Raw genomic sequence first — 14446 nt, 5'->3', positions numbered from 1 at the left:
ACATCAAAAACCGCGCACAAAAAGACTAAAGTTGCCGAAAACCCCGCCGATATCCTGTTTAACGAAGACAAGCAAGCACACCGGCGGTACGCCGGCACTGAACCCTGACGGAGATTCGATTATGGCGATTACTGTTAACTCCAACGTTTCGGCGATGAGCGCCCAGCGCAATCTGACCAATTCCAGCAATGCCCTGGCCTCGTCCATGGAGCGGCTGTCTACCGGTAGCCGCATCAACTCCGCCAAGGACGATGCCGCCGGCCTGCAGATTTCCAACCGGCTGAACTCTCAGGTTCGTGGCCTGGGCGTGGCAATGAAAAACGCCAGCGACGGCATCTCGATGGCGCAAACCGCCGAAGGTGCCATGCAGGAGTCCACCTCCATTCTGCAGCGGATGCGGGATCTGGCGCTGCAGTCTGCCAACGGCTCCAACACTAGTGATGATCGTGCCGCCATGCAGAAGGAAATCAGCTCGCTGCAGTCTGAATTGACCCGTATTGCAGAAACCACTTCCTTCGGTGGCCAGAAGCTGCTGGACGGTAGTTTTGGTTCAAGAGCGTTTCAGGTTGGTTCCAAATCTAATGAAGCGATTAATATGACCTTATCTGATGTATCTGCCAATAAGATTGGTTTGGAAGGCAAGTCACTGAGCGCTACTGCCTTGACTGGGTTTGGTGGTATCAGCGCAAGTGGTTATACCAAAGGTACCAGCGATTCGTTGTCGGTGCAGATTGGTAGTTCTACCAAGCAGGTTGCGCTGCGAGATGGCATGTCCGCAGCCGATCTGGCCGGAGAGTACAACAGTGTCAGTGGTCTTTCTGGTGTTAGTGGTTTTACTGGAGTGAAAGTTGAGTTTTCTGCTAATACCAACGCGGGGGACACTGTGGCGCTTAATGTCCAGGGAGTAGAAATTTCTTATGCTATGGGGGCGGATGCCGCTACCACCGAAGATAACCTTACCGCTGCTCTTGATCAGTCGACACTTGATGCACTGAGTGATAAAGGAATAACCACCGAAGTTGTTAATAATGAAGGTGTTATTTTTAAGGATGCCAATGGCGATAATATCAACATTTCAGCTTCTGTTACGGCGGGTGCAACTGAAGGTGGTACAATCGCTTTACAGATGGTCGATATAGCAGGTGCTGATGTTGGCGCTGCATTTACAATTGCAGATACTGACGGAGCCCAAAGTCGAGTGATAACGGGTCAGCTTGACTTCAGCAATGCCATTCTGGATAACGACTACGGTGCAGTCACCGTGACGGCGGCTGGTGCTTTAGGGGCTGGTGCAGTCACCGTGGGTAGCACCGCTCGAACCAGTTATGTGTCTGCAATTGATATTTCTTCGGCGGGCGGCTCACAAAGCGCGATTGACGTGATCGATGCCGCTATCGGGCAGATTGACGATCAACGGGCCGATCTGGGCGCCTTCCAGAACCGGCTGGACAGCACCATCAACAACCTGGCCAACATCCGCGAGAATGCCTCTGCCGGTATGAGCCGCATCATGGACGTGGACTTCGCAGAGGAAACCGTTAACCTGACCAAGCAGCAGATTCTGCAGCAGGCGGGTACCTCCATTCTGGCCCAGGCCAAGCAGATCCCCCAAGCCGCGCTGTCGCTGCTGGGCTAACCGGCTGACTCACGGCGTTATCACTAGCGTCGTTAAAGAGGGGCAACAAGGCCCCTCTTGTACATGACAGTGAGTACATAACTGTCATCTACACAACTGTGAGTACAACACGGCGAGAGCCGGTATGTTGTGTGTCGGGACAACCCGAGGCTGCAAGCGCAGGCGTGATTTTTATTTAGGTGTCACCCCTGCCGCTTACGGCTTTTTGTTATTCAGTTGCTCCATGCACCAAAAGGAGATTGATATGGATACGTCACCACTGATTCCCCGTGCTCAGCCCTTGCCGGCCGAGGCTGGGGGCCGGCCCCGAGAGCCGGCCATGCCCCGTCAGGCTGAGGCCACCCAAACCGCACAGGCGGTGCAGGCCACCGATCAGGGCAAGGCCCTGGCCCTGGCGCCCGAGCAACTGGAGCAAATGGCCGGCGAGATACAAAATTTCATCGGCAGTATCAATCGAAACCTGCAGTTCCGGGTGGATGAAGATTCGGGCCGCAACGTGGTGACGGTGCTGGATGGCGACACCGGCGATGTGGTGCGCCAGATCCCCACCGAAGAGCTGCTCGATGTTATCGCCCGCCTCAACGAGGCCAGCGGCGGCCTGCTCGATATTCAGGCATAGGAGCCAGCACCATGGCCACTCTTAAACTCCCCGGCGTGGGCTCGGGCTTCGACATCCAAAGCTTCGTCGATATTACGGTGCAGGCCGAACGCACGCCCAAGGAACAGCAACTGGCGCGCCAGGCCAACTCCATCGAGGTGCAGCTTTCCGCCTATGGCGGACTGAAAAGTGTACTGGAGGAGTTCAAGACCTCGCTCCAGAAGCTGGGAGATGAAGAGGCCTTTCAGAAGCGCTCGGCCAGCCTGAGTGAAAGTGGCTTCGTGACCGCCACGGCGGACAAGAACGCGGTGGCCGGCAGCTATACCCTGCAAGTGGGCCAGCTGGCCCAGGCCCACAAACTGGCCTCAGGCGCCGTGGCCACCGACAAGCAGCTGGGCTCCGGCAGCCTGACCCTGGGGGTGGGGGACGAATCCTTTACCGTGAATATAACGAAAGGCAAAAGCTCGCTGGCCGAGGTGGCCGCCGCCATCAACAATGCGGAAGACAACAAGGGCGTGCGCGCCACGGTCATTACCGACGATGGCGGCTCGCGACTGGTGTATTTTGCCGATAACACCGGCACCGATAGCCAGATTACCGTGAGCGCCAGCAGCAACAACGACGGAGAAGACGGCAACAGCCTGGCGGCACTGGGCACGACGACCGAGCTTCAGGCCGCCAAAAACGCCGTCATCACCATCGACGGCGCCACCGTGACCAGCCAGAGCAACGAAATCAAGGATGCCATCGCCGGCGTGACCCTGAATGTAAAAAAAATCAACGATGCCGCCGGCGACAAACCCACCACCACCCTGACCATCGGCTACGACAAGAGTGCGGTGGAAACCAACCTCAAAAGCTTTGTTACGTCTTTCAACAAGGTGATTAGCACCATCAAGCAACTGAGTGCCTACGATGCGGAAACGGAAAGCTCCGGCCCGCTCAGCGGCGACAGCAGCACCCGTAACCTGACCTCGAAAATTCGCCAGCTGCTGAGTGAATCGGTAGAGGGGGCCGTCGCGCCGGTCAAGAGCCTGACCGCGCTGGGCATTACCACCAAGCAGGACGGCACCATCGAGCTGGATGACGACTTGCTGAAAAAGCAGGTGGCCGACAACTTCGCCAAGGTGGGCCTGTTGTTTTCATCGGAAAACGGGGTCAGCACCAAGCTGGATAGCCTGATGGAAGACTATGTCGGTACAGAGGGCATCCTGACCAGCAAGAACGAGTCCCTTAACGCGCAGATGAAAAAGCTGCAAGATGAAGCCGACGCCTTTACCGAATATATGACCAGCTATGAGGAGCGGATTTACAAGCAGTTTTCCGCCATGGATATTCTCATCGCCCAGATGAACCAGCAGCTCAGCTCGGTGATCAGCGCCTTCGAGAACATGCCCACTTTCGGCAGTAGCAGTTCATGAGTCCGCTCGAACAGTTGCAGGCGCTGGACCAGAGCCTACTGGCGGAGTTTGCCGACCCCGAGCAACTGCAGGCCGAAACGATGGGCGCGCGGCTGGCGGAGCGGGCCCGGTTGTTGCGCTCGATTATTGAGTCAAAGGACACAGAAACGTTCGACGCCGGCCAGGTGGCGGAGCTGGTGGAGCGTTCACGGCGGTTGATCCAAGAGGCGGAGCACGGCCGCACCCTGCTGGCAGAAAAGCTGGCCGGTTTGAAAAAAGGCCGGCGTTCGGTGCGGGCCTATCAGAATGTTAAAAGAAACTAATCAGGAGTAAAGCATGCGCGGCTCGCTTAAAGCCTATAAATCGGTAGCAGTAGACAGCCAGAAAGACATCTCCAGCCCCTACCGGGTGGTGCAGATGCTGCTGGCCGGTGCCCTGGAACGACTGGCCCGGGCCAAAATGGCCATCGAGCAGCAGAACGTCAGCCAGCGCGGCGAGCTGATAGGCAGCACCATCGCCATCGTGCAGCAGTTGCAGGCCTCGCTGGATATGGACGCCGGCGGCGAAATTTCCGTCAACCTCGATAACCTGTACGACTTCATGGTGCGCGAGCTGATGCTGGCCAACAGCGAAAACAACGGCGAACGGCTCGAAGGGGTCAGCCGGCTGCTGCGGAACATCAAGGAAAGCTGGGACGCCATTCCCGCCGCCCAGCAGCAGGTGCCGGCCTAAACGACCGGCGCACAAAAAAACGGGGATGGGGCCTTGGGCCCCATCCCCGTTTTTTTGCCCATCACTCCCCGGCGATATGCCAGCACCCTGTTCTTCAAAGCCGCCCCGGTGTCATAAATTTGCCAGTCTTCTCCGGTATGCTTGTCCATAACCACTTGTGATGACTAATAAATCGCCATTTCGCCCGGTAAATTTGATCCCGGTCAACGATGTTGTGATTTATACGGCGCTCTGCGTCGAGTTATTTTGACGCCTGTGTCAGAATTACGACTTGTGCCTGACCGCCGACCCTGTGAGAGGGCCGGTAACGGCACAAAAAATACCAAGAATAACCAATCGAACAGCAAGGATATGTACCCTATGGGCTTTAATGGCTGCGTCTTGATAATGGATGATAACCAGGAACGACGGTCAAGGCTCGAAGCCATCCTTTCCTTCATGCAGGTAGAATGGCGCAGTGGCAACCCGGCCAAGGAGCTGGCCTGGTTGCGGAGCCAACCTCAACCACTGACGGTACTGGCGGGAGACATCGAAGATTCCCTGTCCGAATTACTGAACACCTTTCCTCACCATGCGTTTATCAGCCTCGAAAAAACGACCTGCCAGGCCGACAACCTGCAGGGCACGCTGAGCGAGCTGACCTATGCCAGGCTGACCACGCTGCTGGCCCAGGCGCAGCAGTGGCAGCCGGCCCGGCTGTCCGATGAACAGGATGCCAGCCTGCAACAGCTGCTGACGGGCACCAGTGCGCCGATGCAGGCGGTAAAGAGCCTGGTGCGGCAGGTCGCCGCCAAGCCGGCCAATGTGCTGTTGCTGGGGGAGTCGGGCACCGGCAAGGAGGTGATCGCCCGCGCCATTCACGCCTTGTCGCAGCAGGCCGAGGGACCCTTCGTGCCCATCAATTGCGGCGCCATTCCGGCCGAGTTGCTCGAAAGCGAACTGTTCGGCCACGAAAAAGGCGCCTTCACCGGGGCGGTGTCGGCGCGCAAGGGGCGGTTCGAGCTGGCCGAGGGCGGCACCCTGTTTCTGGATGAAATCGGCGACATGCCGTTGCCGATGCAGGTCAAGTTGCTGCGGGTGTTGCAGGAGCGTACCTTCGAACGGGTGGGGGGCACCCGTTCCATCAGCGCCAGGGTAAGGGTGATTGCCGCCACCCACCGGGATCTGGAGCAGATGATCCGGGAGCAGCGCTTTCGGGAAGATCTCTACTATCGGCTCAATGTGTTTCCGATCGAGATGCCGGCCCTGCGCCAGCGGCGGGAGGATCTGCCGCTGTTGCTGGACGAGTTGATCGACCGCCACCGGCTGACCCACGGCGCCGAACTGTCCTTTTCGCCGTCGGCCATCGCCTCGCTGCAGGCCTGGCACTGGCCGGGCAACGTGCGCGAGCTGTCCAATCTGGTGGAGCGGATGTTTATTCTGTTCCCCAATCAGGAGGTGCAGCCGGAGCATTTGCCGGAAAAATACCGCTTTATCAGTGACCAGCAACTGGCCGAACGGCCTTTTGACGAATTGGACGAACGGGACGCACTGTCGGCGATCTTTCAGTCCGGTGAGGAGCCGGCCAGCGCAGAAGCCGATTTTTTCGACTTTCAGTCGCTCGAACCGGCCGGCGACCGGCAAGAACCGGACGCGGCCGTGCGCTCGTTGTCCCCGGAGGGCATCAACCTCAAGGAAATGCTGGCCAATATCGAAATGGATCTCATCGGCCAAGCGCTGGACGCCAGCGAAGGCGTGGTGGCCAGAGCCGCCGAGCATCTGGGCATGCGTCGCACCACCCTGGTCGAAAAAATGAAGAAATACGGCATTAATCGCGGGGTATGAAGAGAAAACCGTGAGGCGTGGCTCCTCACGGTTTATCTGGCATGCTTATTGAATAACCCCATGACTACTTCCTCAATCGTCGCATCTTAATGTGCAGTGATCTCTCCCCGATACCGCAAGCACCGTCAGATACTTCCTTGAGCATGGCGTCGCTGCTGAATGCCATGCCCAGCGGGGTGGTCTGGCTGAACGGTCGGGGGCGGGTGGCGCTGGCCAACCCGGCGGCGCGGGAGATCCTGGGCGAACCGCTGTTGCAGCAGCCCTGGGCCGAGGTCATTGGCCGGGTGTTCGCCCCCCAGCCGGACGATGGTTTGCAGGTGTCGCTGAAAGACGGCCGGCGCATTCAGCTGGCCATCGCCCACGTCGAAGGGCGGCCCGGTCAGCTGATCCAGCTGACCGACATGACCCCGACCCGCACCTGGGTAGAGCAGCAGGGCCATGCCCGGCGGCTGACGGCACTGGGGCAGATGGCCGCCACCCTGGCACACCAGATCCGCACCCCCCTCTCCGCCGCCATGCTGTATGGCGCCAATTTGTCTGCCCCCGGCCTGAACGAGGCACAACGCGGCCAGTTTCAGCAGCGGCTGATGGCGCGGTTGGACGACATCGAGCGCCAGATAAGCGACATCCTGATGTTTGCCCGGCCGGATCAGGCCCCGCTGGCCGATGAGCTGGAGCTGGGCGCACTGGTGCACCAATGCGCCGAGGCGGCCGCGCCCATGCTGGCGAGCCGTGGTGCCGAGCTGATCGTCTCGGCATCGGTATCGGCGCCGGCCACGGTGCTTGGCAACGCCCATGCCCTCAAGGGGATAGTGCTGAATCTGCTGGAAAATGCGACCGAGGCCGGGGCGACCCGGATCGGTCTGGCGATGGTGGCGGCGCCGGATAATGAAGTCGAAATCCGGCTGCAGGATAACGGCAAGGGCATGGACGGTGCCCTGCTCGGTCAGATATTCACCCCGTTTTTACCACCCGCAGTCAGGGTACCGGCCTGGGGCTGGCGGCGGTGGCCGCGGTGATGCGGGCCCATCAGGGCCGGGTGACGGTGCAATCGGTGCCGGGGCAGGGCAGTTGTTTCAGCCTGTGGCTGCCCCTGGCGGCCTCTCGCGGTAATCAGGAACAAGGAGCCTCAGCATGAATCATGACCTTCTCATCGTGGAAGACGATCCGGGATTGCAGCAGGCGTTGCAGGACACGCTGCTGCTGGCGGGATTTTCCTGTGATGCGGTCAACAGCGCCGAGTCGGCCATGCTCTGGTTGCAGCAGCACAGCACCCGGCTGGTGATCACCGATGTGCAGATGGCGGGCATGGATGGCCTGGGGTTGCTGGAGTGGATCAATCGCCGCCTGCCCGGCTTGCCGGTGCTGGTGATCACCGCCCATGCCCAGGTGGCGGGGGCGGTGGCCGCCATTCGCGCCGGGGCGGTGGATTATCTGGCCAAGCCCTTCACCCCCGATGCCCTGCTGGCGGTGGTGGCGCGTCATGTGCCGCAACAGCCGCAGGCCAGTGGTGATCCGGTGGTGGGGGATGCCAGCAGCATCCGGCTGCTGCAGCTGGCCGGCCGGGTGGCCGAGTCGGGGGCCAGCGTGATGATCAGCGGCCCCAGTGGCACCGGCAAAGAGGTGCTGGCGCGCTTTATTCATCGCCGTTCGGAACGGGCCGACGGCGCCTTCGTGGCCATCAACTGTGCCGCCATTCCCGACAACATGCTGGAAGCCACCCTGTTCGGTTATGAAAAGGGTGCCTTCACCGGTGCGGTGCAGGCCAGCCCCGGCAAGTTCGAGCAGGCCCACGGCGGCACCCTGCTGCTGGATGAAATTACCGAGATGGATCTCAACCTGCAGGCCAAGCTGCTGCGGGTGCTGCAGGAGCGGGAAGTGGAACGCCTGGGCGGGCGCAAGACCATCATGCTGGATGTGCGGGTACTGGCCACCAGCAACCGGGATCTGCGGCAGGCGGTGGCCGAAGGGCGCTTTCGGGAAGACCTCTATTACCGGCTGAACGTGTTTCCGCTGCACTGGCCGGCGCTGGTCGAGCGGCCCGGCGACATAGTGCCACTGGCCGAATACCTGCTGCAACGCCATGCCCGGGCGCTGGGGCGCGGCGAGGTGGCGCTGAGCCAGCCGGCCCGGACGCGGCTGCAGGGCTGGCAGTGGCCCGGCAATGTGCGCGAGCTGGATAACGTAATGCAGCGGGCGCTGATCCTGGCGCCCGGCGAGGTGATAGCGGCGGCCGATATTCTGCTGGACCCCTCATCACCCGCCTCCGCGCCTCCGCCGCCAGCAGCGCCGACCCGGACCGAACCGGCCGCCATGCCGGCTGACGAGCCGGGTGGTGACCCCTGCCGTGATCTGGGCCGGGAGCTGGCCACTCAGGAGCATCAGCTTATTCTGCAGGCCCTGCAAACCCATGCCGGCAGTCGCCAGCAGGTGGCGGAAAAGCTGGGGATTAGCCCGCGCACCCTGCGCTATAAACTGGCGCGCATGCGCGAAGCCGGCATCAGCGTGCCGGGCTAATTCGCCGGGGGCAGGCCACGTGCTCACCGGCGGTGGCGCCTGCGGGTAGATAAAGATAGACTGGCCCGTTGTTTGCATTATGATCCTCGAGTTAATTTACTGATACGGGAGCCACTGTCATGGATATCAAGGCCGCTGCATTAATATCGGAAATGCAGGCGATAAAAGGCGAGATGCAACCGCCGACGCCGCCCAACAGCATAGCCCCGCAACAGGACTTTTCCGCGCTGCTGACCCAGGCGGTGAACAACGTCAATGGCCTGCAGCAAGACACCGATGCCCTGCGCACCCGTTTCGAGCTGGGTGACGACGCGGTCAGCCTGGAGCAGGTGATGATCGCCGCGCAAAAGTCGAGCATCGCCTTCGACGCCACCGTGCAGGTGCGCAACAAGGTGGTGGATGCCTACAAAACCATTATGAACATGCCGGTATGAGGGGCTGATTGGTGGCTGATAATCCGTTGGTCAAGACCGACAAGTCTGCCCTGGCCACCAGCGAGGCCAACTCACTGGAGGCGGAAGAGCAGAAAAGCACCCCTTTCGCCCTGCTGGGCAACACCGATATTCTGCGTCAGGTCATCATCGTGCTGGCGCTGGCCATTTGTCTGGCACTGGCGGTATTTATCCTGCTGTGGGGTAAAGAGCCGCAGATGCGCCCCCTTGGCGTCTACAGCAATCAGGAACTGATCGAAACCCTCGACTTTCTCGATGCCCAGAAAGTCGAATACACCATCGATGGCAGCACCGTGCTGGTGCGGGCCGACAAATTTGCCGACATTCAGCTTGATCTGCGCCGCTCCGGCCTGAGTCAGAGCCCGCCCCAGGGCGACAGTATCCTGTTGTCCGATCCCGGTTTCGGCATCAGCCAACGGCTGGAGCGGGAGCGGCTGAACCTCAGCCGCGAGCGGCAGCTGGCGCGGGTGATAGAGCAGTACAACAGCGTGGCCCAGGCCCAGGTACTGCTGGCCATTCCCCGTGAAAACGTCTTCGTGCGCGACAAGCGCAAGCCCAGCGCCACCGTGGTGCTGAACCTGCGCCGGGGCGGCAGCCTGCGTCAGGAAGAAGTGGACGCCATCGTGGATACCGTCGCCTCGGCGGTTTCGGACATGACCCCGGATCGGGTCACGGTGACCGATCAGAACGGGCGCCTGCTCAACTCCGGCTCGCAGGACCCGCTGTCGGCGCGTACCCGTCGGGAATTTGAGCTGCAGCAGAAGCAGGAAGCCGAATATCGCCAGAAAATTGACGCCATTCTGAGTCCGGTACTGGGGCTGGGCAACTATACCGCCGAGGTGGACGTCAGCCTGGACTTCAGCCGCAAGGAACAGACCGTCAAGTCGTTCAACCCCGATCTGCCGGCGGTACGTTCGGAAATGGTGATGGAAGATACCAGCGCCGGGCTGGGGGCCATTGGCATTCCCGGTGCGCTGAGCAATCAGCCGCCGACCGAGTCGGATATTCCCGAGCAGGCCGACGGCCTGGCTCAGGAAAAGCGGAGCAATGAACGTTCTCGCCGGGAATCGACCCGAAACTTCGAGCTGGACACCACCATCAGCCATACCCAGAGCGCCACCGGTGATGTGCGTCGCCTGACGGTGTCGGTGGCGGTGGATCACAAGACCATCAGCAACGCGGATGGCACCACCGAACGGGTGCCGCTGACGCCGGAAGAACTGACCCGCATCGATCGCCTGTTGCGGGGAGGCCTGGGCTTCGATGTGAGCCGGGGGGATGCCATCGAGGTGGTCGCGGTGGCGTTCAATCGCCCCCAGATGGACGATATTGCCGGCGTACCTTTCTACGAACAGCCCTGGTTCTGGCATCTGGCCCGCATTCTCGGCGCCGTTATCGTGCTGATTGTCCTGCTGCTGACCCTGGTACGGCCCATGGTCCGGCGCTTGCTGGGCACCGATGACAACATGCCGGGCGAAGTCGATCTGGACGGGCAGAATGCGCTGTCGGGCAACGAGCAGCTGACGCTGCTGGCCCAGCAGGCCGAGCAGGACGACAGCATGTTCGGTATTCGCGAAGGGCGACTGCGGCTCCCCGATCTGCACAAGGATGAAGATGTGCTGTCGGCGGTGCGGGCGCTGGTGGCCAACGAACCGGATCTGGCGGCACAGGTGATAAGAGATTGGGTGAAGATCGATGACTGATGCGCAGGAACTGATGATTACCGACGAGCAGCGCCAGCTGCTCGACAGCATGACCGGCACCGAAAAGGCCGCCCTGCTGATGCTGAGCCTGCGTGAAGAAGATGCGGCGCAGATTTTTCGTCATCTGGACCCCAAGCAGGTGCAGCGGCTGGGCATGAAAATGGCCTCGGTCGGCGATTTTGGCCCCGACCGGGTCGGCGCGGTGCACCGTCTCTTTATCGAGGATATTCAGCGTTTCACCAAGATTGGCGTCGGCAGTCAGGACTTCGTGCGCAACGCCCTGGTGGCGGCGCTGGGAGAAGACAAGGCCGGGCGCCTGGTCAACCAGATTTCGGCCGGGGCCGGCTCCCGTGGCCTGGACTCGCTGAAATGGATGGATGCGCGCCAGGTGGCCAGCATCATCCATAACGAGCACCCGCAGATACAGACCATAGTGCTGTCTTATCTGGAGCCGGAGCAGGCCGCCGAAATCCTGCAGCAGTTTGCCGAGCCGGTCCGGCTGGATCTGGTGATGCGCATTGCCGAGCTGGAAGAAGTGCAGCCGGCGGCACTGCAGGAGCTGAACGACATCATGGAAAAACAGTTTGCCGGCCAGAGTGGCGCCAAGGCGGCCAAGATGGGCGGCCTGAAAGCGGCCGCCAATATCATGAACTATCTGGATACCACGGTAGAAGGGGTCCTGATGGATGCGATACGCGATCAGGACGAAGAGATGAGCATGAAGATCCAGGATCTGATGTTTGTGTTCGAGAACCTGATCGATGTGGACGACCGGGGAGTCCAGCTGTTGCTGCGTGAGGTCAGCGGCGAGCTGTTGCAGCGGGCATTGAAAGGGGCGGATGATCAGCTCAAGGACAAGTTCCTGAAGAACATGTCCAAGCGTGCCGCCGAAATGCTGCAGGACGATCTGGATGCCATGGGCCCGGTGCGGGTGAGCGACGTGGAACTGGCACAGAAAGAAATTCTGGCCATCGCCCGGCGTCTGGCGGACAGCGGCGAGCTGATGCTGGCCAAGGGCGGGGGTGATGACTTCATATGAGCCATGGTTCCCGTGATGACGGCGAGGCCGAGCACTGGCCCTGGCCGGATATGTCCCAGCCCCGGAGTAGGCCGCCAGAGCGGGCGCTGAACATCAAGTCTCGCGCCGAGGTCTCCCCCCCGACGCCGGCGTCGGACGCGCCGTCCGCGCCCGAGCCCTGGACCGCCGAGGCCCTCGAAGCCATTCGTCAGGCCGCCTTCGAGGCCGGATATGAAGAAGGTAAGGAACAGGGCTTCGAGGCCGGCAAGGAAGAGGGACGGCTCACCGGCCTGCAGCAGGGGCACGAGGCCGGCTTGCAGCAAGGGCTGGAACAGGGGCTGACCGAAGGGCAGGAAAAAATCGACCGGCAGCTGCAGCAATGGCAGCAGCTGGTCGAACGGTTGCAGACGCCGCTGGCACAGATAGACAAGGTGGTGGAACAGAGCCTGGTGACCCTGGCTCAGGAGCTGGCCCGCAACCTGCTGAAAACCGAGGCGAGCACCTCGCCACAGCTGCTGCTGGCCACGGTGCGCGAGGCCGTGGATGCCTTGCCGGGCCATGACGGCGGCGTCACCCTGTTCGTGCACCCGGATGATCTGGCGTTGCTCGAGCAGCATTTCGACGAGCAGAGCCGTCAGAAACGGGGCTGGGAGCTGGTGAGCGAACCCGGTCAGGCACGGGGAGATCTGCGGGTGAAAACCGCCCTGTCCGAGCTGGATGTCAGCCTGGCGCGCCGCATCGACGACTTGATGGCCAACTTCATCAAGGCCAACTGGCATCGCTTCCATGACGCTTCCTGAACGACTGGCCGCCTATCAGACCCGGGGGCTGATGCCGGCCATGGCGGCCAGCGGCAAGCTGACCCGGGTAGTGGGACTGACGCTGGAGGCGGTGGGCTGTACCGCCGCCGTGGGCAGCCAGTGCCGGATCCAGACGCTGTTCGGCGAGATGGATGCCGAAGTGGTCGGCTTTGCCGACGACCGGCTGTTTTTAATGCCCAGTGAGTCGCTCAAGGGGGTCATTCCCGGCGCCCGGGTCACGCCGGTCGGGCAGGGCGCCGGGGTACCGGTGGGCATGGAGCTGCTGGGCCGGGTGATCGACGGCATCGGCCAGCCGCTGGACGGGCTGGGGCCCATCATGACCAGTACCACCGCCGATTTTACCGCCCAGCGGCTGAACCCGATGACGCGCAAGCCCATCGAGGCACCGATGGACGTGGGGGTGCGCGCCATTAATGCCTTGCTGACCGTCGGCCAGGGCCAGCGCATGGGGCTCTTTGCCGGCTCCGGGGTGGGCAAGAGTGTGCTGCTGGGCATGATGACCCGTGGCGCCAGGGCCGATGTGGTGATAGTGGGGCTGATTGGCGAGCGGGGCCGCGAGGTGAAGGAGTTTATCGACGTCATCCTGGGCCAGGAGGGCCGGGCCCGGGCCGTGGTGGTGGCGGCCCCCGCCGACGCCTCGCCCCTGATGCGGCTCAAGGGCTGTGAAACCGCCCTGACCTTGGCGGAGTACTTTCGGGATCAGGGGCTCAATGTGCTGCTGCTGATGGACTCGCTGACCCGCTATGCCCAGGCCCAGCGTGAAATCGCGCTGGCGGTGGGAGAGCCTCCGGCCAGCAAGGGCTATCCGCCTTCGGTGTTTGCCCGGCTGCCGGCGCTGGTCGAGCGGGCCGGTAACGGCGCCGAGGGCCAGGGCAGCATTACCGCCTTCTTCACCGTGCTGACCGAAGGCGACGACTTGCAGGATCCCATCGCCGACGCGGCCCGGGCCATTCTCGATGGCCACATCGTGCTGTCGCGGCAACTGGCGGACAGCGGCCATTACCCGGCCATCGACATCGAAAAGTCGATCAGCCGGGTGATGACCGCCGTGACTACCGAGGCCCATCAGCAGCAGGCCAGAGCCATCAAGCAGGCTTATGCCCTCTATCAGCAGAATCACGACCTGATCAACCTCGGCGCCTATCAGTCCGGTGCCGATCCCCGGCTGGACATGGCCATTCATATCCGTCCCCGGCTGGATCATTTTCTGACCCAGAGCATGAAAGAGGTGATTACGCTGCCCATGTGCCTGGGTGAACTAGAGGCGATCAGTCAGCCTCTGCTGAGGGCCGGCTGATGAGCCGGGCGTTGCGGCTGTTGCTGGAGCAACTCGAGACTCAGGAACGCAAGGCGGCGGCGGAGCTGAACGCCGCACGGTTGCAGTTGCAGCAGTTCGAGCAACAGCAGCAGACCCTGAGCCAGTATCAGCGCCATTACGCGCAGGAATTCAACAACCGGGGCCAGCAGGGTCTGAGCGCCCACCAGTTCGGCCACTTTCAGGGGTTTATCGACAAGCTGGAACAGACCCGGCAACAGCAACAGCAGGGCCTGCAACAGGCCCGGCAACGGTTGGAGCAAAACCGCAGCGCCTGGATGGCGGTGCGCACCCGCAAACAGGCCATCGACAAGCTGCTGGAGCGTGAGGCCGAACGGCAGCGGCTCGACAGCAGCCGGCAGGAGCAGAAGATGCTGGATAACCTGGCCATCTATCGCTTCCACAAGAAAAGTATTTAACAGTTGGTATG

15 protein-coding genes are annotated in these 14446 nt (G+C 61.5%); all 15 read left to right on the top strand.

Going from position 1 to position 14446, the window contains the following annotated elements; translation table 11 throughout:
- Nucleotides 1–121: 121 nt before the first annotated feature.
- Nucleotides 122–1636, top strand: a complete 1515-nt coding sequence (locus tag BFR47_RS19155; protein ID WP_071473341.1) for a flagellin — start codon at nucleotides 122–124, stop codon at nucleotides 1634–1636.
- Between the two features lie 244 nt (nucleotides 1637–1880).
- Nucleotides 1881–2255, top strand: coding sequence for a flagellar protein FlaG (locus tag BFR47_RS12325; protein WP_071473340.1), 375 nt, complete (start codon nucleotides 1881–1883; stop codon nucleotides 2253–2255).
- An 11-nt stretch (nucleotides 2256–2266) separates the two neighbouring features.
- Entirely contained in the window at nucleotides 2267–3655 is a 1389-nt protein-coding gene (fliD, locus tag BFR47_RS12320) for a flagellar filament capping protein FliD (protein WP_071473339.1), read from the top strand.
- Nucleotides 3652–3957, top strand: coding sequence for a hypothetical protein (locus BFR47_RS12315; protein ID WP_071473338.1), 306 nt, complete (start codon nucleotides 3652–3654; stop codon nucleotides 3955–3957). Before fliD ends, BFR47_RS12315 begins: the two co-directional genes overlap by 4 nt.
- A 13-nt stretch (nucleotides 3958–3970) precedes the next feature.
- Nucleotides 3971–4366, top strand: coding sequence for a flagellar export chaperone FliS (gene fliS / locus BFR47_RS12310; RefSeq protein WP_071473337.1), 396 nt, complete (start codon nucleotides 3971–3973; stop codon nucleotides 4364–4366).
- A gap of 351 nt (nucleotides 4367–4717) precedes the next feature.
- Nucleotides 4718–6190, top strand: coding sequence for a sigma-54 dependent transcriptional regulator (locus tag BFR47_RS12305; protein ID WP_071473336.1), 1473 nt, complete (start codon nucleotides 4718–4720; stop codon nucleotides 6188–6190).
- A gap of 143 nt (nucleotides 6191–6333) precedes the next feature.
- Nucleotides 6334–7209 carry a sensor histidine kinase gene (locus BFR47_RS12300; RefSeq protein ID WP_245748915.1) on the top strand — a complete coding sequence of 292 codons (876 nt, stop codon included), beginning with the start codon at nucleotides 6334–6336 and terminating at the stop codon, nucleotides 7207–7209.
- Nucleotides 7209–7328: a hypothetical protein gene (locus BFR47_RS18725; RefSeq protein WP_245748920.1), complete on the top strand. Its 120-nt coding sequence runs from the start codon at nucleotides 7209–7211 to the stop codon at nucleotides 7326–7328. The genes BFR47_RS12300 and BFR47_RS18725 overlap by 1 nt, the downstream gene beginning before the upstream one ends.
- Entirely contained in the window at nucleotides 7325–8707 is a 1383-nt protein-coding gene (locus BFR47_RS12295; protein ID WP_071473335.1) for a sigma-54-dependent transcriptional regulator, read from the top strand. The genes BFR47_RS18725 and BFR47_RS12295 overlap by 4 nt, the downstream gene beginning before the upstream one ends.
- Before the next feature lie 119 nt (nucleotides 8708–8826).
- Nucleotides 8827–9141: a flagellar hook-basal body complex protein FliE gene (gene fliE, locus BFR47_RS12290; protein ID WP_071473334.1), complete on the top strand. Its 315-nt coding sequence runs from the start codon at nucleotides 8827–8829 to the stop codon at nucleotides 9139–9141.
- Nucleotides 9142–9152: 11 nt separating this feature from the next.
- Nucleotides 9153–10862, top strand: a complete 1710-nt coding sequence (gene fliF / locus BFR47_RS12285; protein WP_071473402.1) for a flagellar basal-body MS-ring/collar protein FliF — start codon at nucleotides 9153–9155, stop codon at nucleotides 10860–10862.
- Nucleotides 10855–11901: a flagellar motor switch protein FliG gene (fliG, locus tag BFR47_RS12280; RefSeq protein WP_071473333.1), complete on the top strand. Its 1047-nt coding sequence runs from the start codon at nucleotides 10855–10857 to the stop codon at nucleotides 11899–11901. The genes fliF and fliG overlap by 8 nt, the downstream gene beginning before the upstream one ends.
- Nucleotides 11898–12680, top strand: coding sequence for a flagellar assembly protein FliH (gene fliH / locus BFR47_RS12275; protein WP_071473332.1), 783 nt, complete (start codon nucleotides 11898–11900; stop codon nucleotides 12678–12680). Before fliG ends, fliH begins: the two co-directional genes overlap by 4 nt.
- Nucleotides 12667–13998, top strand: a complete 1332-nt coding sequence (fliI, locus tag BFR47_RS12270) for a flagellar protein export ATPase FliI (protein ID WP_071473331.1) — start codon at nucleotides 12667–12669, stop codon at nucleotides 13996–13998. The genes fliH and fliI overlap by 14 nt, the downstream gene beginning before the upstream one ends.
- A complete protein-coding gene (gene fliJ / locus BFR47_RS12265) occupies nucleotides 13998–14435 on the top strand; it encodes a flagellar export protein FliJ (protein ID WP_071473330.1) in 438 nt (145 codons plus the stop codon). The genes fliI and fliJ overlap by 1 nt, the downstream gene beginning before the upstream one ends.
- Nucleotides 14436–14446: the final 11 nt, after the last annotated feature.

Origin of the sequence: Oceanisphaera psychrotolerans, assembly GCF_001870485.1 — a bacterium.
Taxonomy (GTDB): Bacteria; Pseudomonadota; Gammaproteobacteria; order Enterobacterales; family Aeromonadaceae; genus Oceanimonas; species Oceanimonas psychrotolerans.
Note: the sequence above shows the minus strand (reverse complement) of the source record. Positions and strands in the feature narration are given on the sequence as shown.

Excerpts from the sequence above, each read along its gene's own strand:
- fliD (WP_071473339.1), top strand. The coding sequence starts at position 2,267 with ATGGCCACTCTTAAACTCCCCGGCGTGGGCTCGGGCTTCGACATCCAA.
- fliS (WP_071473337.1), top strand. The coding sequence starts at position 3,971 with ATGCGCGGCTCGCTTAAAGCCTATAAATCGGTAGCAGTAGACAGCCAG.
- fliI (WP_071473331.1), top strand. The coding sequence starts at position 12,667 with ATGACGCTTCCTGAACGACTGGCCGCCTATCAGACCCGGGGGCTGATG.
- BFR47_RS12300 (WP_245748915.1), top strand. The coding sequence starts at position 6,334 with ATGGCGTCGCTGCTGAATGCCATGCCCAGCGGGGTGGTCTGGCTGAAC.
- fliJ (WP_071473330.1), top strand. The coding sequence starts at position 13,998 with ATGAGCCGGGCGTTGCGGCTGTTGCTGGAGCAACTCGAGACTCAGGAA.
- BFR47_RS12315 (WP_071473338.1), top strand. The coding sequence starts at position 3,652 with ATGAGTCCGCTCGAACAGTTGCAGGCGCTGGACCAGAGCCTACTGGCG.
- BFR47_RS19155 (WP_071473341.1), top strand. The coding sequence starts at position 122 with ATGGCGATTACTGTTAACTCCAACGTTTCGGCGATGAGCGCCCAGCGC.
- fliH (WP_071473332.1), top strand. The coding sequence starts at position 11,898 with ATGAGCCATGGTTCCCGTGATGACGGCGAGGCCGAGCACTGGCCCTGG.
- BFR47_RS18725 (WP_245748920.1), top strand. The coding sequence starts at position 7,209 with ATGCGGGCCCATCAGGGCCGGGTGACGGTGCAATCGGTGCCGGGGCAG.
- fliG (WP_071473333.1), top strand. The coding sequence starts at position 10,855 with ATGACTGATGCGCAGGAACTGATGATTACCGACGAGCAGCGCCAGCTG.
- fliE (WP_071473334.1), top strand. The coding sequence starts at position 8,827 with ATGGATATCAAGGCCGCTGCATTAATATCGGAAATGCAGGCGATAAAA.
- BFR47_RS12305 (WP_071473336.1), top strand. The coding sequence starts at position 4,718 with ATGTACCCTATGGGCTTTAATGGCTGCGTCTTGATAATGGATGATAAC.
- BFR47_RS12325 (WP_071473340.1), top strand. The coding sequence starts at position 1,881 with ATGGATACGTCACCACTGATTCCCCGTGCTCAGCCCTTGCCGGCCGAG.
- BFR47_RS12295 (WP_071473335.1), top strand. The coding sequence starts at position 7,325 with ATGAATCATGACCTTCTCATCGTGGAAGACGATCCGGGATTGCAGCAG.